At 71.1% G+C, this 24,862-nt stretch carries 23 protein-coding genes and 1 pseudogene; 18 read left to right on the forward strand and 6 right to left on the reverse strand.

The window, feature by feature from the left end; genetic code table 11:
• The 3 genes from LL648_RS37395 to LL648_RS37405 form a co-directional block, all read left to right on the forward strand.
• Positions 1 to 644 (forward strand): HNH endonuclease signature motif containing protein (locus LL648_RS37395; RefSeq protein ID WP_232667621.1); only part of this gene is annotated, 644 nt, incomplete at its 5' end.
• Positions 641 to 1,246 (forward strand): response regulator transcription factor, encoded by a 606-nt coding sequence (locus tag LL648_RS37400; RefSeq protein WP_232667622.1) that lies wholly within the window; start codon positions 641 to 643, stop codon positions 1,244 to 1,246. The genes LL648_RS37395 and LL648_RS37400, both read left to right, overlap by 4 nt.
• Positions 1,247 to 1,332: 86 nt before the next feature.
• Complete coding sequence (locus LL648_RS37405) at positions 1,333 to 1,728, forward strand: response regulator (protein WP_232667623.1); 396 nt, start codon at positions 1,333 to 1,335, stop codon at positions 1,726 to 1,728.
• Here the strand turns inward: LL648_RS37405 and LL648_RS37410 are convergent.
• Entirely contained in the window at positions 1,630 to 3,621 is a 1,992-nt protein-coding gene (locus LL648_RS37410) for a sensor histidine kinase (RefSeq protein WP_232667624.1), read from the reverse strand. The genes LL648_RS37405 and LL648_RS37410 overlap by 99 nt on opposite strands.
• 193 nt (positions 3,622 to 3,814) lie before the next feature.
• Between LL648_RS37410 and LL648_RS37415 the strand changes: the two genes are divergently transcribed.
• The gene (locus tag LL648_RS37415; protein ID WP_232667625.1) at positions 3,815 to 5,668 is read left to right on the forward strand and encodes a DJ-1/PfpI family protein; all 1,854 of its coding nucleotides are present in this window, start codon (positions 3,815 to 3,817) and stop codon (positions 5,666 to 5,668) included.
• Between the two features lie 84 nt (positions 5,669 to 5,752).
• Here the strand turns inward: LL648_RS37415 and LL648_RS37420 are convergent, their stop codons facing one another.
• Positions 5,753 to 6,550, reverse strand: a complete 798-nt coding sequence (locus tag LL648_RS37420) for a DUF899 family protein (protein ID WP_232667627.1) — start codon at positions 6,548 to 6,550, stop codon at positions 5,753 to 5,755.
• A 111-nt stretch (positions 6,551 to 6,661) separates the two neighbouring features.
• A complete protein-coding gene (locus LL648_RS37425) occupies positions 6,662 to 7,576 on the reverse strand; it encodes a M20/M25/M40 family metallo-hydrolase (protein WP_232667628.1) in 915 nt (304 codons plus the stop codon).
• A gap of 16 nt (positions 7,577 to 7,592) precedes the next feature.
• On the opposite strand from LL648_RS37425, the gene LL648_RS37430 reads away from it, so the two are divergent.
• The 3 genes from LL648_RS37430 to LL648_RS37440 all read left to right on the forward strand — a co-directional run bounded on the left by LL648_RS37430 (position 7,593) and on the right by LL648_RS37440 (position 11,300).
• Positions 7,593 to 7,793 carry a hypothetical protein gene (locus tag LL648_RS37430; RefSeq protein ID WP_232667629.1) on the forward strand — a complete coding sequence of 67 codons (201 nt, stop codon included), beginning with the start codon at positions 7,593 to 7,595 and terminating at the stop codon, positions 7,791 to 7,793.
• Between the two features lie 131 nt (positions 7,794 to 7,924).
• Positions 7,925 to 9,706, forward strand: a complete 1,782-nt coding sequence (locus LL648_RS37435; RefSeq protein WP_232667630.1) for a serine/threonine-protein kinase — start codon at positions 7,925 to 7,927, stop codon at positions 9,704 to 9,706.
• A 1-nt stretch (position 9,707) separates the two neighbouring features.
• Positions 9,708 to 11,300, forward strand: a complete 1,593-nt coding sequence (locus tag LL648_RS37440; RefSeq protein ID WP_232667631.1) for a serine/threonine-protein kinase — start codon at positions 9,708 to 9,710, stop codon at positions 11,298 to 11,300.
• A gap of 3 nt (positions 11,301 to 11,303) precedes the next feature.
• Here the strand turns inward: LL648_RS37440 and LL648_RS37445 are convergent, their stop codons facing one another.
• On the reverse strand, positions 11,304 to 12,164 hold the full coding sequence (locus LL648_RS37445) for an endonuclease/exonuclease/phosphatase family protein (RefSeq protein ID WP_232667632.1): 861 nt from the start codon (positions 12,162 to 12,164) through the stop codon (positions 11,304 to 11,306).
• Between the two features lie 410 nt (positions 12,165 to 12,574).
• On the opposite strand from LL648_RS37445, the gene sigJ reads away from it, so the two are divergent.
• From sigJ to LL648_RS37495, 11 genes and pseudogenes are all read left to right on the forward strand, one after another.
• Positions 12,575 to 13,471 carry an RNA polymerase sigma factor SigJ gene (sigJ, locus tag LL648_RS37450; protein WP_232667633.1) on the forward strand — a complete coding sequence of 299 codons (897 nt, stop codon included), beginning with the start codon at positions 12,575 to 12,577 and terminating at the stop codon, positions 13,469 to 13,471.
• Between the two features lie 94 nt (positions 13,472 to 13,565).
• Positions 13,566 to 14,756: a cytochrome P450 gene (locus LL648_RS37455; RefSeq protein WP_232667634.1), complete on the forward strand. Its 1,191-nt coding sequence runs from the start codon at positions 13,566 to 13,568 to the stop codon at positions 14,754 to 14,756.
• On the forward strand, positions 14,753 to 15,283 hold the full coding sequence (locus tag LL648_RS37460; protein ID WP_232667635.1) for a DoxX family protein: 531 nt from the start codon (positions 14,753 to 14,755) through the stop codon (positions 15,281 to 15,283). The genes LL648_RS37455 and LL648_RS37460 overlap by 4 nt, the downstream gene beginning before the upstream one ends.
• Positions 15,284 to 15,346: 63 nt before the next feature.
• A pseudogene (locus LL648_RS45890) lies at positions 15,347 to 15,469 on the forward strand (allene oxide cyclase barrel-like domain-containing protein); the annotation flags it as partial.
• 46 nt (positions 15,470 to 15,515) lie between these two features.
• Positions 15,516 to 16,469, forward strand: coding sequence for a cyclase family protein (locus LL648_RS37465; RefSeq protein WP_232667636.1), 954 nt, complete (start codon positions 15,516 to 15,518; stop codon positions 16,467 to 16,469).
• A 99-nt stretch (positions 16,470 to 16,568) separates the two neighbouring features.
• Positions 16,569 to 17,258 (forward strand): hypothetical protein, encoded by a 690-nt coding sequence (locus LL648_RS37470; protein ID WP_232667637.1) that lies wholly within the window; start codon positions 16,569 to 16,571, stop codon positions 17,256 to 17,258.
• Between the two features lie 172 nt (positions 17,259 to 17,430).
• Complete coding sequence (locus LL648_RS37475) at positions 17,431 to 18,861, forward strand: xanthine dehydrogenase small subunit (protein WP_232667638.1); 1,431 nt, start codon at positions 17,431 to 17,433, stop codon at positions 18,859 to 18,861.
• Entirely contained in the window at positions 18,858 to 21,257 is a 2,400-nt protein-coding gene (gene xdhB / locus LL648_RS37480) for a xanthine dehydrogenase molybdopterin binding subunit (protein ID WP_232667639.1), read from the forward strand. The genes LL648_RS37475 and xdhB overlap by 4 nt, the downstream gene beginning before the upstream one ends.
• A complete protein-coding gene (gene xdhC / locus LL648_RS37485) occupies positions 21,250 to 22,083 on the forward strand; it encodes a xanthine dehydrogenase accessory protein XdhC (RefSeq protein WP_232667640.1) in 834 nt (277 codons plus the stop codon). Before xdhB ends, xdhC begins: the two co-directional genes overlap by 8 nt.
• Positions 22,080 to 23,357 (forward strand): guanine deaminase, encoded by a 1,278-nt coding sequence (locus LL648_RS37490; protein WP_232667641.1) that lies wholly within the window; start codon positions 22,080 to 22,082, stop codon positions 23,355 to 23,357. Before xdhC ends, LL648_RS37490 begins: the two co-directional genes overlap by 4 nt.
• A 22-nt stretch (positions 23,358 to 23,379) precedes the next feature.
• Positions 23,380 to 23,703, forward strand: coding sequence for a nuclear transport factor 2 family protein (locus LL648_RS37495; RefSeq protein WP_232667642.1), 324 nt, complete (start codon positions 23,380 to 23,382; stop codon positions 23,701 to 23,703).
• A 167-nt stretch (positions 23,704 to 23,870) separates the two neighbouring features.
• On the opposite strand, the gene LL648_RS37500 is transcribed toward LL648_RS37495, so the two are convergent.
• Positions 23,871 to 24,365, reverse strand: a complete 495-nt coding sequence (locus LL648_RS37500) for a hypothetical protein (protein ID WP_232667643.1) — start codon at positions 24,363 to 24,365, stop codon at positions 23,871 to 23,873.
• A gap of 244 nt (positions 24,366 to 24,609) precedes the next feature.
• Positions 24,610 to 24,846, reverse strand: a complete 237-nt coding sequence (locus LL648_RS37505) for a hypothetical protein (RefSeq protein WP_232667644.1) — start codon at positions 24,844 to 24,846, stop codon at positions 24,610 to 24,612.
• Positions 24,847 to 24,862: the final 16 nt, after the last annotated feature.

Consider the following 24,862-nt stretch of genomic DNA (forward strand, 5'->3'; position numbering starts at 1 on the left):
ACGCTGTCCTGTTCGCCACCATCGCCACCCTCATCGACGCGAAGTCCAAACCGGCCGGGGCGGATGATCAGCGCAGCTGCAAACAGCGCCAGGCCGAAGCGTTGGCCGACGTCTGCGGGTACGTCCTCGACCACGGCGATGTCCCGCAGTCCGGTGGGCACCGGCCCCATCTCAACGTGCACATCCCCCTGCTCGAGCTGGAAACCCGAGTGCGGACCGCGATCCTGGACTTCGGCGGCCACATCAGCACCAAAGACCTGCGTCAGCTTGCCTGCAACGCTGCCGTCATCCCGATCGTCATGAACAGCGACAGCCAACCCCTCGACATCGGCCGCCTCTCCCGGGTGATTCCTGACGGAATGCGACGAGCGGTCGCCGCCCGTGACCGCGGATGCGCACGGTGTGGCCGCCCGGCGAGTTGGTGCGACATCCACCATGTCGTCGAATGGCAGAACGGCGGACCCACCGAGATCAACAACCTCGTGATGCTTTGCAAGATGCATCACCGGGAGATTCATTCCACTGAATGGATCGTTCGAATAGTGGATGGTTCACCGGAGTTCATCCCACCCAGGTACGTCGACCCCGACCAGGTCCCGCGCCGAAGACCATGCGCTACCGTCGGCGCGGGAGGGCGCCGATGATCAAGATCATGGTCGCGGAGGATGTGCGCATCCTCCGCGACACGCTGGTGGCGGTGCTGCAGCTGGAGGACGACATGGACGTCGTGGCGACCGCCGCGGCCGGCGACGAGGTCGTCCCGTTGGCTCTGGAGCACCACCCCGACGTCGCCATTCTCGACATCGACATGCCCGGCATCGACGGGCTCACCGCCGCAGCCGAGCTCAGCCGGCGCCTCCCGGCATGCCGCACGCTGATCCTCACCGGCATGGGCAAACCGGGACATCTCCGCCGCGCGATGGCCGCGCACGTGCGCGGGTTCATGATCAAGGACGCGCCGGCGGAGCAGCTGATCGACGCGATCCGGCGGGTCGCGGCAGGGGAGCGGGTGGTCGACCCGCAGCTGGCGCTCGCCGCGCTGGAGGTGGTCGAGAACCCGCTCTCCCCGCGAGAGGCCGAGATCCTCAAGCTGCACGCGGCCGGCTCGTCGGCCACCGAGATCGCCGCGCAGCTCTACCTCTCCTACGGCACCGTGCGGAACTACCTCGCGTCGGCGGTCGCGAAGATCGGCGCACGCAACCGCGTCGACGCCGCCCGCATCGCCGCGGACGCCGGCTGGCTCTGAACACCCGACGCCGTGTGCAAAATGCACGCCGACGTGGTGCCCGAGCGCACTAGCGGGGTCGACGCGCAGCGACCCAGACTCGCAGGATGCGCATCAGGGTGCTCCTCGCCGAGGACGTCGACGTCCTGCGGGAGACCCTCGTCGCCCTGCTCGAACTGGAGAGCGACATCGACGTAGTCGCCTCGATGGCTGCCGGCGACCGCATCGTGCCCGAAGCCCTCACCCACCTGCCCGACGTCGCGCTGCTCGACGTCGACCTGCCCGGCACCGACGGGCTCACCGCCGCCGCGGAGCTGCAGGACCGGCTGCCCGCCTGCAACGTCCTGATCCTGACCGGGCTCGCAACACCCGACAGCCACGGCAGAGCACTGGCCATCGGCGTCTCAGGATTCCTGATCAAGGACGGCCCGGCCGACGACCTCGTCGACGCCGTGCGCAGGGTCGCGCGCGGCGAGCGCGTCTTCGCCGCCGGCCCCGTCTGACCCCAGCGGCACCCGCACCGAGAGCTCGAAGCTCCCGCCGCTGGCATGGGTGACCACGGCGCCGCCCGCGGCAGCGGCGCGGGCCGACAGGTTGACCAGCCCACGCCCGCCGCGCTGCGTCGACGGCCCACCGGCACGCGCTCGGTCGTTGGACACCCCGTCGTTGAGCACCCGCAGATGCGCGACCCCGTCCTCGACCGCGAGGTCGACCGCACACCGCTGCGCCGTCGAGTGGCGCAGCACGTTGGTGATCGCCTCCCGCAGCACGGTGGCGAGCACGGCGTCGACGTCGTCGGGCAGCTGCTCGACCAGCCGCTCCCCACGGACCTCGGCGACCGCCCCGGCCGAGGCGAGCGCCTCGGTGGCCGCACCCAGCTCGGCCCGCAGCGAGATGCGGTGCCCGTCGGCGGTGACGGCCACGACGTCGGCGCCGGCCTGCGCGGCGAGCTGCACGAGCGCGGCGATCTCCGCCTGCGCCCTCGCATCGTCGCGGCCGACCAGCCGCGCGGCGAGGTCGCACTTCAGCGCCACGGCGGAGAGGCCCAGCCCGAGCAGGTCGTGGGCGTCCTGCGCGACCCGCAGACGTTCCCGCACGACGGTCATCCGTGCGATGTCCCGGCGCGTCTCGTCGAGCTCGACCGCCAACCCCGCCATCCGGGAGAGGCCGTAGACCACCAGCGCGGTGGTCACCGTCATCAGCAGCGAGTAGACGACGTCGGCCGTGTCCAGACCGGGCAGGACGAGCGTGTGCACGGCGATCGCGGCCTGCACCGCGGCGAAGATCGTCCACCCCCACCGGCCGGGCAGCAGCAACAGCGCCGAACCGGCCACGAACCCGCCCAGGCCGTGGATCGTCGAATGCAGCACCGGGAAGAACCCCAACGCCAGAACCACCAGCTGGGCGGTCAACGTCCACGCCCAGAAGCGGGGACGAACACCCTCCCGCCAGACCGTCGAGTGGTACAGCTGCAGCGCGACGATCACCACGACGCCGATCACCGACGTCGCCTGCACCAGTGGCCCGACATGGTGGTCGGCGATCGCGGTCGTGAGCAGCTGCGCGGACAACGCGACCAGCACCAGCGCCAGCACGCCACGCGCCAGCCGCGGCGCCAGCGTCGGCCCGGACCCACCATCTGCGCTGGCAGCCGGCTCGCGCCGGTCGTCGGACACCATCGTCCGCACCTGGTCGAGCGCCTGCCGCGCCTCGACGGCCGCCTCGGCGAGCCGGCGCCGCGCCTCGTCCGGCTCCTCGGGCAGTGCCGCCGACGCCGCCTGCGCGTGTGTGGTCACCGTGTCGAGCCGGTCGCCGATGGCCGCACGCAACCGCTGCGCGGCTCGGGCCCGCTCCCTGGCGACGGTCAGCGCCGCCAGCCGGCCGCGTGCTTCGCGGAGATCACTGATCAGGCCGGCCAGCCGGACCAGCCCGAACACCGCCACCGCGGAGTAGAGCGGCACGACGAAGATCAGCGTGGGCCCCGCCAGCCCCTGGATGTGCGGCAGCCCGACGACGCCGATGCGCAGCACCCCTTCGACCACGAGCGCCAGCACGAACAGCAGCCACGAGAGCGGGGACGCCACCGTCAGCAGCAGCATCCCGCCCAACAACCCGGGCAGGCCCGCCACCCACTCGCTGCCGAAAGCGGCAAAAGGCAGGTACGCCAGCAGCGCCTGCACCACCAGCAGCTCGTTGCGGTGCCGCTCCCACAGCGGGCGGCTGCGGGGCACGGCGTACAGCAGCGGCGGCACGAACGCCGCGGCCGCCGGGACGATCGCGAGGGGGCCCGCCCAGAACGCCGCGATACCGGCGACGGCGGGCAGCGCCGCGCAGAGGAACGCCGTGGCGAAGCCCCAGACGTGACGCAGCTGCGCCGGTGCCGGCTGCTCGTCCATCCGCTCCCCCAAGACCATCCGACCAGTACGTCGGTGAGCACCGTAGCCACGACGGCCCCTGTTGCGAAGCGGCCGATGTGCAAAGTGCATCCCGGACGCCGCCGGAACTGCACGCGGAGGTCATTACCGCTGGCACTGGTTGCGTTTCCCCTGGTCAGGCCAGAATTTCCGGCAACGAGACCCGGAGGTCACCATGCACGACACACAGCAATTGACCCACGACGCACCGGCGGCGGAGGCCGCACCGACCGCGCGTGAGCGCCGCAGCTGGGTCCGATTCGCGCTCCACTTCGTGGAGATGGTGGTCGCGATGGGGCTCGGGATGGTCGTGTTCGGCGGCGCCCTCCACGCACTGCTGGCCGTCGCCGGCGTGGAGTACACGATGGCCCGCTTCCCGGAGCTGGTGCTGCTGGACATGGGCGTCACCATGACGCTGGGCATGGCCGGCTGGATGTACGTCCGGCGCCACCGCACGCGGGCCGTGGTGGAGATGAGCGCGGCCATGCTCGTACCGGTCGCCGTCGTGATCCTGCTGGTGGCGCTGGGCCTGATGAGCGCCGGCACCGCGATGCTCGTCGAGCACGTCGCGATGCTGCCGCTGATGCTCGTCGCGATGCTGTTCCGCATCGACGAGTACACCGGTCACCACAGCAGGCACGGCACGCATGTTCGCCACGCGACCGGCCGGCGTCGGGTGCTGGCCACCGTCGCGCGGGTGCTGGTCGTGCTGCTCGCCGCCTTCCTCGTGCCGGCCGGCGTCTACGCCATCGGCTCCACCTCCTACGAGCAGAGCCGGTACGCGCAGGCCGAGCCGTCGGCGGCGGCCGCAGCCGCGCTCGCCGAGGCCCCGAAGGCGCACGACCCCACGAAGCCCACCGCGGTCGTCGTCGTGGGCAACGCCGGGGCGAACGTCGCCGACACGCTCGTCCCGTACGACGTGCTGGCCAGCACGGGAGCGTTCAACGTCTACACGGTCGCGCCGGAACGCCGGCCCCTGCCGCTGCTCGGCGGCCTGGACCTGGTTCCCGACCTCAGCTTCGACCAGCTGCGGGAGCGGCTCGGCGGCGCCGCGCCCGACGTCACGGTCGTGCCGGAGCTGCCCGAGTCCAGCAGCGACGCCGCCGTGGTCGGGTGGCTGCGCGACACCGCGTCCGACGGCCTGCTGCTGGGCGTCTGCACCGGCGCGCGGCTCCTCGCCGAGGCCGGGCTGCTCGACGGGCAACCCGCGACCTCGCACTGGTACCGGATCGGCGGGCTCGCGCAGCGCTATCCCGCCGTGCAGTGGCAGCAGGGCGCCCGGTACCTCGACGAGGGCAACGTGATCACGACCGGCGGGTTGCTCTCGTCCGTCGACGGGTCGCTCCGGGTGATCGAGCGGCTCGTCGGCGGGGACGCTGCCACGGCGGCGGCCGGCACCGTCGGCTGGCGGCACTACCTGCCCGGGGCGGCCGCGCCGCTGCCGATCGCGAAGGTGTCCATGGAGAACGGGCTGGTGCACCTGCTCAACATCGGCTTCCGGGCCAACTCCACGACGCTCGGGGTGGTGCTCACCGACGGTGTCGGGGAGCTGGAGCTGGCCGCGGCGTTCGCGCCGTACGGCGAGGTCAAGGCGGCGCGGACGCTCGCCATCACGGCCGACGGTCAGAGCATCCGGTCGCGGCACGGCCTGACGTTCGTGCCGCGGGCCGACGGGTCCGCCGCGCAGCGCGTGGACCGCGTGCTGGTGCCCGGTCTCGACGCGGCCGCGAGCCCCGACCCGACCGTTGCGGCCTCGGCCGGCAGCGCGGGCGTACCTGTCGCGTACCTGCACCAGCGGCCGGGCTTCGCGTTCGACGCCTCGCTGCAGGACATGGCCGCGAGCATGGACGTGCCCACCGCCAGCTGGGCCGCGAAGATCCTCGAGTACTCCGCGGCGCAGGTCGGGCTGTCCGGCCCGACGTGGCCGTGGGGAGCCGTCGAGCGGGCGTTCCTCCTCGCGCTGACCGGCGCGATCATCGCCGCCCTCGGCCTCACGTGGCTGGCCCGCTCCCGCGCGAGCCGCCGCTGACCGCTCGGGCCCCGCAACTTCCCCACCGTTTTGCCAACCCACACACCTTTCAGGGTGTGCAAGTTGGCAAAACGGTGGGGAAGTTTACTGGTCCTTGTGGAGCTCGCAGGTGCAGGCGGTCCACCCGGCGGCGAGCGGGCCGAGGTCGTCGTCGCGGCCTGCTCCGACCCTCGACAGCTGCGCGATCGGGCGTCCGTGGCCGTCGGCGCGGAACTGCCCACCGCCGGCCGCCCAGCCCTGCGGCCAGCCTTCGGGCGATTCCTCCCACACCTCCTGGCGGCCGTAGACGGTCCGGTCCAGCAGGGCGTACGACGGCGCCATCACCTCGTCGCCGCGGGCGGTGGTCCACCAGGTCTCGAAGACCCGGTCGCCGTCGCGGAGGTAGCTCGCGAGGATGCCGAAGTGCGGGACGAGCTTCGCCACGGAGTCCGGCGGCACCGAGAACCAGGGCGCCGGGTACCCCATGAACTCCCGGTACCGCGCGGCCTCCCCGAAAGGCCCCTCGCACAGCACCGCGTAGCTGACGTCGCGCGAGTGCAAATAGTTCAGCTCCGTCACGTGTGCCGTGTTGAAGGTGCAGCCCTCGCACTGCTCCGCGGCCGGCCGGCCCGGGTGCCACATGTGGTAGTACGCGACCAGCTGCGACCGGCCTTCGAAGACGTCGATCAGCGGGATCTCGCCGGCAGGGCCGGTCAAGGGGGTCCGGGCGTCGACCTCGACCATCGGGAGCCGGCGTCGCGCGGCGGCGATCGCGTCGCCCTCACGGGTGTGGGCCTTCTCCCGGACCTTGAGCCGATCGAGCTCGGCCTGGAACGTGGCCCGGTCGACGACCTCCGGCTTGGCGGCAGCGCGGGGGTCGGCGATCCGGTTCTCGCTGGTCATGGTGGGTTCCTGCTTCCTCGTCCGTCCCGTTCGGGTCATCTCGCACGACCCTAGGGACATCGCGGACGAGAGGAATCAGCATCGATATAAGTACCCCGGTCAGCGCACCGGTCAGCGCAGTGCGTCCGGAGACGTCGCGAAGTGGGCGACCGTGCCGGCCAGCGCGCGGACGTAGTGCCCGAGCACGGTCCGGTTGACGTTCTCGATGCGGTCGCACGCCTGGTGGTAGCAGGGGTCGTAGACCTGCCCGGCCTGCCCGCCCCACGCCTCGGCCTGCGCGGCGGTCTTCTTCTTCGCGTCGCCGTTCTCCGCGCCGCCGGTCGGGATGCCGGCCTCGACGAACGCGGTCTCGTCGTCCCCGACGAACTTGATGATCTCCGGGGACTTCACGCCGCTCTTGACCAGCTGGTCGGCGAGCACCTGCGCGATCGTGCCCGATCCGGGTGGGCCGGTCTCCTCTTCGTCGCTGCCCTTGCCGCCCTGCACGATGTATCCGCCGTTCGGCGAGGCGATCATGTCCACGTTCAGGTACATCTTGATCTTCTTGAGGTCGGCGGAGGACAGGCTCTCGACGTAGCCCTTCGAGCCTTGCAGGCCGACCTCCTCGTGACCGAAGAACGCGAACCGCACCTTGTTCTTCACCGCCGGTTCCGCGCCGAGCCGGGTCGCGATCTCCAGCAGGGCCGCAACGCCCGAGCCGTCGTCGACGATGCCGGGACCCTCCTGCACCGAGTCCAGGTGCGAACCGATCATCACGACCTGGCCGGCGTCCCCGGTGCGGGTCTCGGCGATGACGTTGCGGCCCGGCGTCGACCCGCCCTCGTCGTCGTGGTCCGACCCCTCGTACGACGGGGTGCTCACCTCGAAGCCGATCTGGCGCAGCACGCCGCTGACGTACTCGACGCTCGCGTCGTAGCCGCGGGTGCCGGCGGCCCGGTTGCCGCCGTTCTCGTCGGCGATCTTCTGCAACGCCGTCAGGTGCGTCATCGCTCCGGCGTCGCTCACCTCGCCGGCCAACTGCTGCACAAAGGGCCCGTCGGGCGTGCCGGAAGTACCGGAAGAACCGGTCGAACCGGAAGTGCCGGCCGGCTGCGGCTGCCCCACCACCGTTGTGCAGGCCGTTGCGGCGATCAATACCAACATCCCGACGAACGCGAATCCGGCCCGCCATCGGGCTCGTGCGTTCCCCAATTCGACGATCATGCCCTACTCCCCCTTGATCGACATGCGCTTCCCCCATTGATGAGCATAGGGAACTAATTGTTAGCGCAAAGTCCGAACGAGGTAAGGCGACGGCAAAATACGGTGGGTATAGCCGGTGTGCGCCGCGCACCCGACGCATGGGGCACAACCGGCGCCCGAAGTCCATAGCAGTTGGGTGCGAAGACCCTGCCAACGAGGACAGCTACTTGCGCGTGCACCTTCTGTTCGGCGGGCCGCGGGTTTCGGATCCTTGCCCTCGGCCCGCGGGGCCGCAAGGGGGACACGATGACGACCGGTGAGAAGTTCGGGCCGTACCAGCTGCAAGGCTTGGTGGGCCGCGGTGGCATGGGTGAGGTCTTCCGCGCGTTCGACACGCTGAAGCAGCGGACGGTTGCGGTCAAGCGCTTGTCGTCGCACCTGGCCTCGGATGTGGAGTTCCAGGCGCGGTTCCGGCGTGAGTCGGAGGTCGCGGCCCGGTTGCGCGAGGCGCACGTGATCCCGATCCACGACTACGGCGAGATCGACGGCCAGATGTACATCGACATGCGCCTCGTCGACGGCGCGGACGTGGACACCCTGGTGGCCAGGGAAGGCGCGTTGCAGGCGGAGCGTGCCGTGCGCATCGTGGCGCAGGTGGCCAGCGCGCTGGACGCCGCCCACGAGGACGATCTGGTGCACCGCGACGTGAAGCCGTCGAACATCCTGCTGACCGACGACGATTTCGCCTATCTGGTGGACTTCGGTATTGCGGCCCCCATGTCCGGTGCCCGGTTGACCGTGACGGGCACCGCACTGGGCACGATGGCCTATATGGCGCCGGAATTGTTCGACGGCGCGCACCAGCGGGACAAGCGGGTCGACGTCTATTCGTTGGCGTGCGTTTTGTACAAGCTGTTGACCGGCCGTCGACCGTTCGAGGCCGACGGGTTGATGGCGATGATGTACGCCCACGTGAACGGCACACCGCCGCCGCCCTCGCGGGTGGCGCGGGTCTCGCCCGCGTTCGACGAGGTGCTGGCCAAGGGGATGGCGAAGAACCCGGACGAGCGGTACCAGCGGGCCGGTGACCTGGCCGACGGTGCGCGGCGGGCGTTGACGATCTCGTCGTTGACCGTGCAGATGCCGCACCTGCTCCTCGGTCGGCCCAACGACCCGACCTCCGTCGGCCAGGTCGCCCAGCAATCCGCCGCCCAGCCACCCACCAGCCGGCCACCGCAGGTCGTGGCACCGAACCCGTTGCCGGAGACCGTGCTTCGGGCGCCGTCGCCCTCGCTCCACGCTGCGGGACCGGGCCTCCAGGGTCCGCCGTTGCCGCCGCCCCCATCCCGGTCCGTCCGTACGCGGAACCGGATCTTCGCCGTTGCGGGTGCGGTGCTGCTGGTCGCGGCGTTGACGTTCGGCGGGATCGTCGTCTTCAACGCTGCACGTTCGACGGGCGTCGCCGGACCGGCGGCTCCGACGGCGGTCCCGGCGCAACCGCTGGCGGCCGAGCCGTACGTCGACCCGGAGGGCCGGTTCTCGATCAAGCCGCCGGCCGGTTGGGAAGAGCAACCGCTCACCCCGGACTACGCCGCGACCTTCACCAGCCCCACGCCCACCATCACCGACTTCAACACCGGTGCCGGCTGGATCACCGATCTCACCGTGTCCGGAAGTGCGACGGACATGCAGCTGGTCGAGCTCCTACCCGCCGAACGATCCCAACTGCTGGAAGCGCACAACGCAAATCTGACCCTCGACGAACCGTTCACGCTCGCGGACGGCACACCGGGGCACCTGCTCGCAAGCACCTACCTCGATCCGGGCCCGCAGGCCCAGGTCAGCGCCCTGCGCGTCGTCGCGGTTCGCGGCGGCACGAAGGTGGTCGCCACCTGCACAGCCCTGACCTCCTATCTGCATGTCGAGGAAGCCACCCTGCGGGCCACCCTCAGCACGCTGAAGTTCGGAGCGTGACATGGACATGTTCGGGCCCTACCGGCTGGACGGACTCGTCGGACGCGGCGGCATGGGCGAGGTCTACCGCGCCTTCGACACCCGCAAGAGCCGCACCGTCGCATTGAAACTGCTCGCCCCCCATCTGGCCGACGACGCCGGGTTCCAGGACCGGTTCCGCCGCGAATCGGAACTGGCCGCACGGCTGCGCGAACCGCACGTCATCCCGATTCACGACTACGGCAGCATCGACGGGCGCCTCTACATCGACATGCGCCTGGTCGACGGCCTCGACCTGGAAACGGTGATCCACCGCCACGGCCCCATGCAACCCGTCCGGGCCGTGCACATCCTCGCCCAAGTGGCCAGTGCGCTGGACGCCGCGCACGCCGACGGTCTGATCCACCGCGACGTCAAACCCTCCAACGTGCTGCTGGCCACCGAAACCCGCCGGAACACCGGCGACACCGGGGACGACGGCGAATTCGCCTACCTCGTCGATTTCGGCATCGCCGCTCCGACCACCGGCGACCGGCTCACCATGACCGGCACCACCCTGGGCTCGATGGACTACATGGCCCCCGAGCTGTTCGACGGCGACAAGCGTGACAACCGCATCGACATCTACTCGCTGGCCTGCGTGCTCTACACCCTGCTCACCGCACGCAAGCCGTTCATCGCCGACGGGTTCGCCGCGATGATGTTCGCCCACCTCACCGCGACCCCGCCCCGCGCGTCCGACCACGTCCTCCACCTGCCTGCCGGGATGGACGCGGTGATCGCCCGCGGCATGGCCAAGGAACCCAACGAGCGCTTCCAGCACGCGACCGAACTCGTCCAGGCCGCACGCGCGGTGCTCACCGGCCCGGCACCGGCGCGCACCCCGCCGATGCCGGCCGTCGCCCCGATCCATCCCCAGACCGGGTCCCAGGCTCCCGGCCCGGTCGCGCCGGTACCGCCCGGTCCACCTGGTCACGGCGCCACCACCCGGCACCACGTCCGGTCCGCACCTGCAGCACCAGGGCCACCACCGCGACGGCGCAGGCGAGCGCTGCAGATCGCGATCGCGTTCCTCGTCGCCGTTGTCGCGATCGCCGGCGCGACGGTCCTGATCGTCACCCGGCCGGCGGCCACAACCGCTACCGGCCCGACGGGGGTGGCCGCCGGCCTGGCCTCGAACCCCTATGTCGACGTGAACAAGCGCTTCACGATCCATCCGCCGCTGGGATGGGAGGTCGACACCTCGTCCGTCCTCTCCTTCGGCAGCAAGGAGAGGACGGCAGAGGAGCCGGTGGCAGCGATCGTGATCTTCGTCGTCACCAACCCCGGATCGCTGGAGAACGCCGTCGCGGGGTCCCGGCAAGGCGCCGTGGCCGCGGGCGAGCAAATCTTCCACGACCAGCCGACGACGTTGCCCGACGGCTCGCCGGCGCATCTCTTCGGCATCAAGAAGCCGGGCTCGGTGGCCGGCCCAGGAACCCGGTACTACCACCTGGTAGCGGTCCGTGGCACAAGCCTCTACCTCGTCGACGGCATCGTGGACGAGCCGCAGTGGGACACGTACGAGCCGGTGGTGTCGGCCTCGCTCAAGACGTTCGTCATCACAACGGCGTGAGGATCAGGCACCCGCCCGCCGGAGGACGACGAGCAGGCCCGGATGGTCGGTGGCCCCGTCGAGGTCGATCGTGCGCGAGCTGTCGACGGCCAGTTCGGGTGTTGCGATGACGTGCTGCTGCCCGCCGTCGCCGGCGAGCGTGGATCCGGCCGGGACGCACGACGCGAGATCGGCGCTGCCGCTCGCTCCGAGGTTGAGGTCGCCGCTCACCACCAGCGGTTTTACCCCGTTGCGGGCGCGCAGCCCCGCGGCGATCGTCCCGAACAGGTACCGGCACTGGGCCCGCGCGATCTCCCGCTTCGTGTACGCCAGGTGCGTCGTGCAGATGGCGACGCCCGCGGACGCCGCGAGGTCCATGCAGAGCCACGCGCGTTCCTCCGGGTCGTCGCCGTCCTGCGGCGGATAGATCCCGCCGCCGGAGTTGCCCGGCACCGACGGCCACCGGGAGACCACTCCGATGCCGTACTGCTCGCCGTTGCGGCACCGGTAGCCGGCGCCGGTGCGCCGGTCGCGCGCCGGCTGGAACGCAGAGTCGACCACAGCCCCTGGAACAGCCCCCGGAACAGCGTCGGCGAGCGCCTGCCGCAGCGTCGCCACGTCGTCCTCGCAGGCCTCGTTCAGCGTGACGAGGTCGGGCTTCTCGCGGCGGATCACCTCGGCGGCCTCGGCAGGCGCCCGACCGGTGTGGCACGTCGCGATGCCGCTGCTGCACAGGTTCAGCTGAAGCACCCGCAGCGGCGCGGCGGGGTCGCGACCGGCCGGCGCACCCTCCTCCGGGGCCGCGGCCGCCGCGCATGCGCAGAGGCTCACCGCCAGCAGGACGATGAACACGGCACGCCACCCCCGGCGTGATCGGTCGGCCATCCCCACACCCCACCATCAACATCATCGGCGCCCGCCCTCGCCGGTAAGGATCGAGATCGCCGCGAACTCTTCATTGTGAGGACGAGAGGCGGGGGCGATGCGTTCAGCGGACGAGGTGGAGCACGCGGCACGGCTGCGGCACGAGCAGCGCCACCGCATGGGGTACGGGCAGGTGTGCGACCGGTGCCGGCGAGCCGTCGCGCGCGACGGACATGCATCGTCATGGATCCCAGCGCTGCAAAGACTGCTGCTCGGGGTGCAGCCGGATCGACGCAGCCGGCCCTGACCGACAAGCCCTGCAGGATGCAGGCGTGGTGTGTGTCACATCAGGCCATGTCACGCCGCGGGTGCTCCACGGTGTCTTGGGGGCATGACCGATCACCCCGCAACGGCAACACCGGAGCGTCCCCATGACCGCCGATGAACACGTCCAGCGGTTCACGCTGCTGCGGCCGCTGCTGTTCACGATCGTCTACGAGATCCTCGGCTCGGCGACGGAGTCCGACGACGTGCTGCAGGACAGCTACCTGCGGTGGGCCAGGGTCGATCTCACGACGGTGCGGGACTCGAAATCGTACCTGGCGCGGTTGGTGACCCGGCAGGCGCTCAACGCGTTGCGGGCGAGCGCGCGCCGTCGTGAGGACTACGTCGGGCCGTGGCTGCCGGAGCCGCTGCTGCTCGACGAGCGCGACATGTCGGCCGACGTCGTGCTCGCCGAGTCGGTGTCCATGGCGATGCTCGTGCTGCTCGAAACGCTCAGCCCGGACGAGCGGGCCGTGTTCGTGCTGCGTGAGGTGTTCGGCTTCGACCACGGCGACATCGCCGCCGCCGTGGGCAAGTCCGTGACGGCGGTGCGCCAGATCGCCCACCGGGCCCGCGAGCACGTCCATGCCCGGCGCAAGCGCTTCGACCCCGCCGACGCCGCGACGACCACGCGGATCACCGAGCAGTTCATGACCGCAGCGACCACCGGCGACATGGACGGGCTGCTCGCGCTGCTCGCCCGGGACGCCACCTGGACCGCCGACAGCGGCGGCAAGACCATCGCGGCCCGCCGCCCCGTGATGGGGGCGGAGAACGTCGCCGGGCTCGTCCTGGATCTCTTCCACAAGGGACGGCGGACGCCGGAACTGTGGATCGAGATGGTCAGCGCCAACAGCTGCCCCGCGATGGTCGTCCACGTCGGCGACCAGCTCGAAGGCGTCTTCCTGATCGAGATCACCGGCGGTGAGATCACCAACGTCTACGCGGTCCGCAACCCGGACAAGCTGCTCACGGTGACGGTTCCGCGCCAGGTCAGCAGGTAGCGGCCGCGCGGCTCACGCCGCGCCGCATTTCGACGTCACGAGGGCTGCTGTGGCGTGCCCGAAACACCCCGATCACAGAACGGATCGACGATCGATGACACAAACCCCGGAACTTCCGCTGCAGATGCGGCGGAACGGATTCCACCCGGTCGCGGAACTGGCCCGCGCACGTGATTCCGAAGGTGTGCTGCCCGTCGTGGCGCCCTCCGGCGTGCCCGCGTACCTGGTCTGCCGGTACGAGGACGTGCGCCTGGTGCTCTCGGATCCGGTCCGGTTCAGCCGGGCGCAGACGCCGCTCCCCGGTTCCGGAGCGATGAAGGACGAGGAACGGGCCACCTTGCAGGCCGGGAACCTGATCGGGTTCGACCCGCCGGAACACACGCGGCTGCGCAAGATGCTCACCCCGGAGTTCACGGCACGCCGGATGCGCCGGCTCGAGCCGCGGATCGTGGAGATCGTCCAGGCGGCTCTGGACGACCTGGAACGGGTCGGCAAGCCGGCCGACCTGGTGGAGCACTTCGCGCTGCCGGTGCCGTCGCTGGTGATCTGCGAGCTGCTGGGGGTCCCGTACGCCGATCGCGCAGCGTTCCAGGAGCGATCGACCCGCCAGCTGGACACCTCGTTGCCAGGGGAACAGCGGCTCGCGGCGAGGCGCGAGGAACGGGAGTACATGGCCGAACTGGTCGCCCGCGCAGAGGCGGAACCGGCCGACGACATGCTCGGCATGCTGGTGCGCGAGCACGGCGGCGATCTCAGCACCGCCGAGCTGGTCGGCATCGCCGTCCTGCTGCTGCTGGCCGGCCACGAGACGACCGCGAACATGCTCGGCCTCGGCACCCTGGCCCTGCTGCGGCACGCGGACCAGCTCGCGGCGATCCGCGACGACCCGACCCGGATCGACCCGGCCGTGGAGGAGCTGCTGCGCTGGCTGTCCGTCGCGCAGCTGCCGCCCCGCACGACCACGACGGACGTGGAGATCGCCGGACATGCCATCCCCGCGGGTTCGCTCGTGTTCTGCTCCCTCCAGGTCGCCAATCGCGACAGCACGCTCATCGACCGTCCCGACACCCTCGACACCGGCCGGGGAGCCGCCGGCCACGTCGCGTTCGGCCACGGTGTGCACCACTGCCTCGGTGCGCCGCTGGCCCGGATGGAGATGCGGATAGCCCTCCCGGCCCTGCTGCGGCGCTTCCCGCACCTCGCCATGGCCGATCCGGACGAGCAGATCGACTTCCGGGTCTTCAGCGCCGTGTACGGGGTCAAGTCGCTGCGGGTGACGTGGTGACGACGAACCGGACCCGCCGAACCGCCTTCTGGATCATCACCTTCGTCATCGTCGCCGAGCTGACCGCCGGATCGCTGTGGAACCTGCTGACGATCGGATGGATCGAGATCCAGCTGCAGCACCTGGGATACCCGCTCTTCTTCGCCTACATCCTGGGGGTGGCGCAGGCGGCCGCGGCCGCCGCGATCATCGCGCCCGGGCTGCCGGTGCTGAAGGAATGGGCCTACGCGGGGTGCTTCTTCCTCTGGTCGGGCGCTGTGGTGTCGCACCTGGTCGTCGGCGACGGCGTCAGGGCGTGGGGACCGCCGTTGATGTTCGCAGTGCTCGCCGTCGCCTCGTGGGCGTTGCGGCCGGCCGGCCGGCGTGTGGGTGCGCGGCCGCCGGTGGCCGGTGCCCGCGCGTGGATCGTCCCGACCGGGCTCCTCGCCGTCCTGTTCGCCGTCTCGTACGTCACGCTGCCGGTGGCCGAGGTCGTCATGCACGGGTTCGCGGTCGAGCTCGGCTGGATCGACGGGCCGCGGCCGTGAAGGCGTTCAGGAGGGTCCTCGCCGCGTCCTTCGTCGCCGCGACACTGAGCGGCTGCGGCGCCGCAGACCATGGCCATCACCGGCGGCACCGGCGTCTACCGCGAGGCGCGGGGCACCGTCCGCTTCTGGGACATCGCAACCCCGACCGAGCGGGCGCGCGCGGAGATCATCCGCCGGTCTCCGTAGGGCCGATACCCTGCCCGCGGTGTTCGAGGTGACCAAGGGGGCTGGGATGACGGCAGGGCGATCGCTGCCCACGCAGGACGACGTGCTCGGGTACTTCGAGACGCTGTCGAACTGGGGGCGGTGGGGCGATGACGACGAGCGCGGCACGCTCAACCTGATCACCGACGACGTCCGGCTGGCGGCGGCGCGGGCCGTGCGCCACGGCAGGAGCGTGTCGTGCGCGTGGGACATCCGGGTGCCGGAGGAGATGCAGCGGAGCACGACGGTGTGCCCGTGTGCCGCCGACATGCCCGGTGCCGAGAACATGCCCGTGGCCTTCCACGCCGACCGGCGCTGGGGCTTCTCCAACGAGCAGCTCGGCATCATGTTCCACGGCAACACGATCACCCACGTCGACTCGCCGTGCCACCTGTTCTGGGACGGCAAGACGTACAACGGGCGGTCGCACTCCCTCGTCGACGCCGAAACGGGGTCGGCGTGGGCGGCCGTCACGGCAGCGGCGAACGGGATCGTCACGCGGGGTGTGCTGCTGGACGTCGCGGCCGTCCGCGGCGTGCCGTGGCTGGAACCGGAGCAGGGCGTGTTCCCCGACGACCTCGAGGAGGCCGAGCGCCGCCAGGGCGTGCAGGTGCGCTCCGGCGACGCGCTGCTCCTGCGGACCGGCTACGGCCGCGCCCGGCACGAGGCCGGGGTGGCGGGCGGCTTCACGCAGGCCGGCTGGCACGCGTCCTGCCTGCCGTGGCTGCACGAACGGGGGGTCGCGCTGATCGGCGCCGACACCCCGCAGGACGTCCAGCCCTCGGGGTACGCCGACGTCCTGATGCCGGTGCACGCCGTCGGCCTCGTCGCGATGGGGTTGTGGCTGCTGGACAACTGCGACCTGGAGGCGTGCAGGGCGACGGCCGCGGAGCTCGGCCAGTGGGACTTCCAGCTCGCGGTGGCGCCCGTCCGCTTCGCCGGGACGTCCGGGAGTCCGGTGAACCCGATCGCCACCTTCTGACGGCCGAAGGTCAAATCTTGGTCAACCCGCTGGCCCGCACCGTGCGTGTACCTCACCGTCGTCCTCACATCGGTACCCGGGTGACGACGGGGGTATCTCATGCAGCTGACCGAATTGAGCGAGACCGGTGTGCGGTCGGCGGTCGTCCGGCTGTCCCATCCGACGAAGCAGCAGGTCATTGTGCTGTTCCCGATGCTGCACTTCGCCGACCCGAAGTTCTACCGGAAGGTCGCCCGGCGCCTGCGCAAGCTGGACGTCGTCGTGGCTGAGGGATTCGACCGCCCCAGCTCTACCGGATACGCGATCCTGCTCGCAGGTCGGCTCACCCGGCAGCGCGGCGTCCGGAGGCTCACCTTCCAGGACATCGACTACGAAGCGCTCGGCATACCCGTGATCTGGCCGGACCGGCTCTGGGGCAACTCGCGCCGCCGCGACAGCTGGACCTTCCGGGAGTGGGTGGGCATCGTGTGCCTCCTGCCCGTCCTGGTGCTCGCGATGGTGGTGGGCGGCTCAACCGTCCTGCTGACCAGCAACAAGGAGTTCAGCAGCGAAACCCCACAACTGAGCGGCTTGGTGAGTGCGTACCGGGACCAGCGGCTCCTCGCCGCGTTGGACCGGGTCGTCGACGGGCTGGACCGCGCGCTCGACCAGTGGGAAGGACGGCCCGTGACCGTGACCGTCGGCGTGGTGTACGGCGCGGCCCACATGCCCGCGGTCATCCGCCATCTCACCGACCGTCGCGGCTTCTACCCCGACGGCTCCAAATGGCTCGACGTCATGGTCTTCTAGGGCGTGCGAATGTGTGCGTTCCGCACACGATGTCTCCCGAACGGGTTGATCGTTCCTCCAACCCGAGGGAGGTGCACCGGCCGCGGTTTGTCGGTTCGGCCGGTATCCGGGAACGTTGTTGTTCGCTGTACTCGGTATCGCTGATGTACGCCTGCAGCGAGAGGAAGTCGCGATGGCAGAGGGTGAGATCACGGTCAACGGCCGCGGGGCCGGGTTGGCCGGCGTGCCCGCGCACACCACGCTGCTCGACTTCCTGCGCGGGATCGGCCTGACGGGTTCCAAGGAGGGCTGCGCCGAAGGCGAGTGCGGGGCCTGCTCGGTGCTGGTCGCGCGGCCGGGCACCACCCGTGCCACCGAGTGGGTCGCGATCAACGCGTGTCTGCCCGCCGCGATGGCGCTCGACGGGCAGGAGGTCGTAACCGCGGAAGGGCTCGGCGACCCCAAGGCCCTGCACCCCGTGCAGCAGGAGATGGCGTTGCGCGGCGGCTCGCAGTGCGGCTACTGCACACCCGGGTTCGTCTGCAGCATGGCGGCCGAGTACTACCGGCCAGGTCGCGCAGCCACGCCGGCGGCGAACGGACACCTCGGCGAGCACGGCCCGAACGGCTTCGACCTGCACGCGCTGAGCGGCAACCTGTGCCGCTGCACCGGGTACCGCCCGATCCGCGACGCCGCCTACGCGCTCGACGTCCCCGCCGACGACGACCGGTTCGCCGCCCGTTGCGCCGATCCCGCACCCGAGCCCGCGCCGACGGACGTCGCCGGGTTCACCCGACCCTCGTCGCTAGCCGACGCCCTGCGCATCCTGCGGGACCGCCCGGCCGCCACCGTCGTCGCCGGGTTCACCGACTGGGGTGTCGAGGTCAACCTGCGGGGCCGCCGCGCGGACGACGTCGTCGCGGTGGATCGCCTCCCGGAGCTGCGCGGGCTGTCGGTGGACGCCGACCGGATCGAGATCGGTGCGGCGCTGACCCTCACCGAGATCGAACGGCAGCTGGACGGCCGGGTGCCGTTGCTGGCGGAGCTGTTCCCGCAGTTCGCGTCCCGGCTGATCCGCAACGCCGCCACCCTCGGTGGCAACCTCGGCACCGGTTCGCCGATCGGGGACAGCCCGCCGGTGCTGCTGGCACTCGACGCGCGAGTTGTGCTCGCGGACGCCGACGGCGAGCGCGAGGTGGCGCTGGCCGACTACTTCACCGGCTACCGCCAAAGCGTTCGCCGGCCCGACGAGCTGATCCGCGCGGTCCGCATCCCACTGCCGCTCGCGCCGCTCACCGCGTTCCACAAGATCGCCAAACGGCGCTTCGACGACATCTCCAGCGTCGCGGTCGCGTTTGCGCTCGACATCCGCGGCGACATCGTCGCCAGCGCACGCATCGGCCTGGGCGGGGTGGCCGCAACACCGATCAGGGCCTACGCCACCGAGGCCGCGCTGGAAGGGCGGCCGTGGACCCGGAGCTCCGTGCAGGCGGCCGCCGAAGTGCTGCGTTCCGAAGGAACGCCCCTGGACGACCACCGCGCCAGCGCGGCGTACCGCGCCGCGATGCTCGGCACGAGCCTGCGCAAGCTCTATACCCAGAACGCCGTGGAGGTGCCGGCATGAGCGAGCTCTCGGAGCGCCCCGACAACGCCGCGGTCGGGCTCGCCGTCCCGCACGAGAGCGCGACGCTGCACGTGACCGGCGCAGCGCTCTACACCGACGACCTCGTGCACCGCACCAAGGACGTCCTGCACGCCCACCCGGTGCAGGTGCCGCACGCCCACGCCCGGATCACCGCGCTGCGCACCGCGCCCGCGCTCGACGTGCCCGGCGTGGTGCGGGTGCTCACCGCGGCCGACGTGCCGGGCGTCAACGACGCCGGGGTGAAGCACGACGAGCCGCTCTTCCCCAGCGAGACGATGTTCCACGGGCACGCCGTCTGCTGGGTGCTCGCCGAGACCCTCGAAGCGGCCCGGCTCGGCGCGGCCGCCGTCGAGGTCGACGCCGAGCCGCTGCCGGCCCTCGTCACGGTGCGGGAGGCGGTCGCCGCGGAGAGCTTCCAGGGCGGCCGGCCACAGCTGGCCCGCGGGGACGTCGAGGACGGGCTGGCGCGCTCGCGGCACGTGTTCAGCGGCGAGTTCGAGTTCGCCGGGCAGGAGCACTTCTACCTGGAGACGCACGCGGCGCTCGCCCACGTCGACGAGGCCGAGCAGATCTTCGTGCAGAGCAGCACCCAGCACCCCTCGGAGACCCAGGAGATCGTCGCGCACGTGCTGGGCCGGCCCAGCCACGAGGTCACCGTCCAGTGCCTGCGGATGGGTGGCGGCTTCGGCGGCAAGGAGATGCAGCCGCACGGTTTCGCCGCGATCGCGGCGCTGGGCGCGGTGCTCACCGGCCGCCCGGTCCGGCTGCGGCTCAACCGCACCCAGGACATGACGATGACCGGCAAGCGGCACGGCTTCCTCGCGCAGTGGCGGGTCGGGTTCGACGACGACGGCCGGCTGCAGGCACTGGAGGCGACGCTCACCGCGGACGGCGGCTGGAGCCTCGACCTGTCCGAACCGGTGCTGGCCCGCGCCATGTGCCACATCGACAACGCCTACTGGATCCCCGACGTGCGCGTGGACGGCCGCGTCGCGCGGACCAACACGACGTCCAACACCGCCTTCCGCGGCTTCGGCGGCCCGCAGGGCATGCTCGTGGTGGAGGACATCCTCGGCCGCTGCGCCCCGCTGCTCGGCATCGACCCGATCGAGCTGCGGCGACGCAACTTCTACGAAGCCGGCCAGAGCACCCCGTACGGGCAGCCCGTCCGCCACCCCGAACGCCTCACGACGCTGTGGGACGAGATCGGCGACAGCGGCGACGTCCCGGCGCGGCGGCACGCGATCGAGCGGTTCAACGCCACCCACGAGCACACGAAACGCGCGTTGGTGATGACGCCGGTGAAGTTCGGCATCTCGTTCAACCTCACCGCGTTCAACCAGGCCGGCGCGCTCGTGCACGTCTACAAGGACGGCTCGGTCCTGATCAACCACGGCGGCACCGAGATGGGCCAGGGCCTGCACACCAAGATGCTGCAGGTCGCCGCGACGACCCTGGGCATCCCGCTGTCGAAGGTGCGGCTGGCCCCGACCCGCACGGACAAGGTGCCCAACACCTCGGCGACCGCCGCCAGCTCCGGTGCCGACCTCAACGGAGGCGCGGTGCGGAACGCCTGCGCGCAGATCCGCGAGCGGCTGCTGCAGGTCGCCGCGACCGGGTTGGGCACCAACCCCGCCGACGTGCGCATCACCGACGGCGTGGCCCACGCGCTCGGCACCGAAACCAGCATCGCGTGGGAGCAGCTGGTCATGACCGCCTACATGCAGCGGGTGCAGCTGTCCGCGGCCGGCTTCTACCGCACGGAAGGGCTGCACTGGAACGCCACGACGTTCCACGGCTCACCGTTCAAGTACTTCGCCTACGGCGCCGCCGCGACGGAGGTGGAGGTCGACGGGTTCACCGGCGCCTACCGGATCCGGCGGGTCGACATCGTGCACGACGTGGGCGACAGCCTCTCCCCGCTGGTCGACATCGGGCAGATCGAGGGCGGTTTCGTGCAGGGCGCGGGCTGGCTGACGCTGGAGGACCCGCGGTGGGACACCCGGGAGGGGCCGGGCCGGGGCCGGTTCCTCACCCAGTCGGCGAGCACGTACAAGCTGCCGAGCTTCTCCGAGATGCCCGCGGCGTTCAACGTGACGCTGCTGCGCAACGCCACCGAGGAAGGCGCGATCTACGGCTCCAAGGCGGTCGGCGAGCCGCCACTCATGCTGGCACTGTCCGTCCGGGAGGCGCTGCGCGTGGCAGCGGCGGCGTTCGGGCCACCCGGGATCAGCGTCGAGCTCGCCTCACCGGCCACCCCGGAAGCGGTGTACTGGGCCGTCGAACACGCGCGTGGGCCGGCCGCGCCCGGACCGCACCACCTCGAACCACCACGCCCCGAACCACCACGCCAGGAGGCGGTGAGCAATGCCTGACGACACCTGGATGACGGCCGTGGCGCGGCTGCGGGCCGAACGCGAGCCGGCCGTGCTGGTCACCGTGGCCGCGGTGCGCGGGCACGCACCGCGCAACGCCGGCGCGAAGATGGTCGTCGCCGCCACCACGTCCTGCGGGTCGATCGGCGGCGGGAACCTCGAAGCGGTGGCGATCGAACGCGCCCGCGAGCTGCTCGGAGCGGCCGCCCCGGAGCTGCTGACGGTGGCGCTCTCGGACAAGGCCCGCTACCAGCACGGTGTGCAGTGCTGCGGCGGCGAGGTCACGGTGCTGCTGGAGCCGCTGCCCGTCGTGCCCGCTGTCGCGATCTTCGGGGTGGGGCACGTCGGGCTCGAGCTGGCCCGCGTGCTCGCCCGCCACGACCTGGAGCTGCACCTGATCGACACCCGTCCCGAGCAGCTGACCGACGAGCGACTGGCCGTTCTCGCCGACGCGGTCGCCCGGGTGCACGTCCACCACGTGCCGCTGCTGCCCGAGGTGGTGCTCGGCGAGCTGCCTGCCGGCACCCACGTGCTGATCATGACCCACGACCACGCCGAGGACGCCGCGCTGTGCGACGCGGTGCTGCGGACCGGCGAGTTCGGCTCGATCGGCCTGATCGGTTCGGCGGGCAAGTGGGCGCGCTTCCGGAAGCGGTTGATCGAGGAAGGCGGCCACGACCCGGCCGCGACGGCCCGGATCACGACCCCGATCGGGCTGCCCGACCTCACGGGCAAGGATCCTGCGACGATCGCTGTGAGCGTCGCGGCCGACCTGCTGCGCACCTTCGAGCGGTGCAGTGTTGCGATATCGGTCGGTCACTCGTGACGATCTACCGCGCCCGGGTCCTCGACACCCCCGACGACCCGTTCCGCGGCGGCACGCTGCGGTCGGACGCCGACGCCGGGCTGGCCGTCACCGACGGCACGATCGTCGACCGCGCCCCGTTCGCCGACGTGCGGGCCCGGCACCCCGAGGACGACGTCGTCGACCTGAGCGACGGGGTGCTGCTGCCCGGTCTCGTCGACGCCCACGTCCACTTCCCGCAGGTCCGGATCATCGGCGGGCTCGGCATGCCGCTGCTGGACTGGCTCGACCGCTGCGCGCTCCCGGAGGAGGCGCGCATGGCCGACGTCGAGTACGCGCGGGGCGTCGCGGCCGAGTTCGTCACCTCGCTGCTGGAGGCGGGCACCACGACCGCGCTCGTGTTCGGGGCGCACTTCGCGCCGGCCGTCGACCTCATGTTCGAGGCGGCCGAGGCCGCGGGTCCGCGCATCACGAGCGGGCTGGTGGTCAGCGACCGGCTGCTGCATCCACAGCTGCACACGACGCCGCAGCGGGCGTACGACGAGGGGGCGGAGCTCGCCGCGCGCTGGCACGGCCGCGGCCGCGCCCGGTACGCGGTGATCCCGCGCTTCGCGCTCTCCTGCTCCGACCCGATGCTCGCCGCCTGCCAGGCGCTGCACGACAGCCTGCATGGGAGCTGGTTCACGACACACGTCAACGAGAACCCGGCGGAGATCGCGAAGGTGCGCGAGCTGTTCGGCTGCGACTACCTCGACAGCTACCACAAACACGGGCTGGTCGGCCCGCGCAGCGTCTTCGCCCACAACGTGCACCCGACCGACGCCGAGCTCGGCCTGCTCGGCACCACCGGCGCAACGGTGGCGCACTGCCCGACGAGCAACGCCTCGCTCGGCAGCGGCCTGTTCCCGCTCGGGCGGCACCTCGACCACGGGGTGCCGGTCGCGCTCGGCTCCGACGTCGGAGCGGGCACCGGGTTCTCCCTGTTCAAGGAGGGGCTGCAGGCCTACTTCGCGCAGCGCCTGCGCACCGACGACGGCGTGCCGCTCACCCCCGCGCACCTGCTGCACATGGCCACCGCGGCCGGGGCGAAGGCACTGGGGCTCGACGACCTGATCGGCGACCTCAGCACGGGCAAACGCTTCGACGCCCTCTGGCTCCGCCCGGCCCCGGCGAGCACGCTCGACACGGCCCTCCGGCACGCCACCGATCCGGACGACGCGCTGGCCCGGATCTTCACCCACACCATCCGGCACGACATCGCGAACGTCTGGGTCGACGGGACGCTCGTGCGGTAGCGGGGTGGCTAGCGTGGTGGCTGTGTCAGCGCGGGTGCAGCAACACGTCGATGCGTTCAACACGGCGGTCCGCGACGGACGCTGGTCGATGTTCGCGGACCGCTTCACCCCGGACGCCCGGATGACGTTCGTCGGCGTCCCGGCAGGCCCGTACACGGGCCGCGACGCGATCGCGGCTGCGTACGAGCTGCAACCTCCCACCGAGACGCTGGAAGCGATCCGGATCGAGACCGATGGCAACACCGACGTCGTCGAGTTCGTCTGGGCATCGGGCGGCAGCGGCACCATGCGGCTCGAGTGGAACGCCGGTCGGGTGGCGATGCTCGAGGTCGTGTTCGGCGGCTGAGGCAACCGCAATCCGGTCACCCGAAGGGTGTGGGGAGGGCAGGAAAGCCACTTTCCTGCCCTGTGAGGGCCGGAAAGTGGCTTTCCTGCCCTCGCGTGCGCGAGCGCCCTGCGCCCGCGGTTCGTGCACCCACCTCGTCCAGGGCGACCGGCTTCCAGGTTGCGGCGCTAGCCCGCACCGGCCGGCAGCAGTGCCCGCAGCTGCGCCGCGTGACCGGGGAGTTCCACGTCGGAGAGGCCCGTGATGAGGTCCCGCAGCGGCACCGGTTGGTCGAGGAGCACCGCGTCCTTGGACACCAGCAACGTCGGCACGAGCGTGGCCGGCTCGGCATCGCTCGTGACCGATCCGACCAGGGCGCAGAGGGCTTCGCCCTGAAGGCGGATGCGGTCGCGCAGCCCGGCGCCACCACCGGACAGCTCGATGACGTGCGCGAGGGTCCAGCCGTCGTGCGCGATGCGGTTGTCGTAGGTCGTGAGGGAGCCCGTGGCGACGGAGTTGACGGCGGCGATGGTTGCCGCGTTGATGATGGCGATGTGGGCCAGGATCTGGTCGGCGTCCCACTCGCCCGGCGGCGGGGTGCGGATGGCATCACCTGCGGCGGCGACGCTCTCAGCAGCATCGAGGAAGGTGCGGTAGGCGTCCTGGAGTGCGGTGGCGTCCATCTTGGGTGCTCTTCCTGTTCGACCGACGGTGGGACGAGCCTGGCACCGCCCCGCCGACCGGTCGAATGTCAATACCTTTGGTCAATCATGAGCAACTTCAATGGATGGACCGCCGCACGAGCACCGCGAAGTTCTCGCCGCGTTCCGCACCCATGAGGGCAAAACCTTGCCTCCACCGCTGCCTGCGCCTTACGCTCGGCGACGCACCGCCGGGGGGTGGTTGTTGCGCGCGGGGGGTCTCATGTCAATGGGTCAGCCAGGTGATCAGACCGTGGACGGCATCGTCGGCCGCTTGCGCTGAGTCGAACACGCGGCCCGAGTAGCCGCCAACCGCGGTCCACGCCCCGCCGTCCTCCACATCGCGGCGGAAATGTTCGAAGCCGAACGTTCCGTCGCCGCGCTCGAAAACATCCACGCAAAACGTGCCGTCGTCGGACTCACGATTGCGAACGACCTTCCAACCCCTCCGACCAAGTTGCACCGGCGCATTCTAGACG

The organism is Pseudonocardia sp. TRM90224, assembly GCF_021245725.1.
Lineage (GTDB): Bacteria > Actinomycetota > Actinomycetes > Mycobacteriales > Pseudonocardiaceae > Pseudonocardia.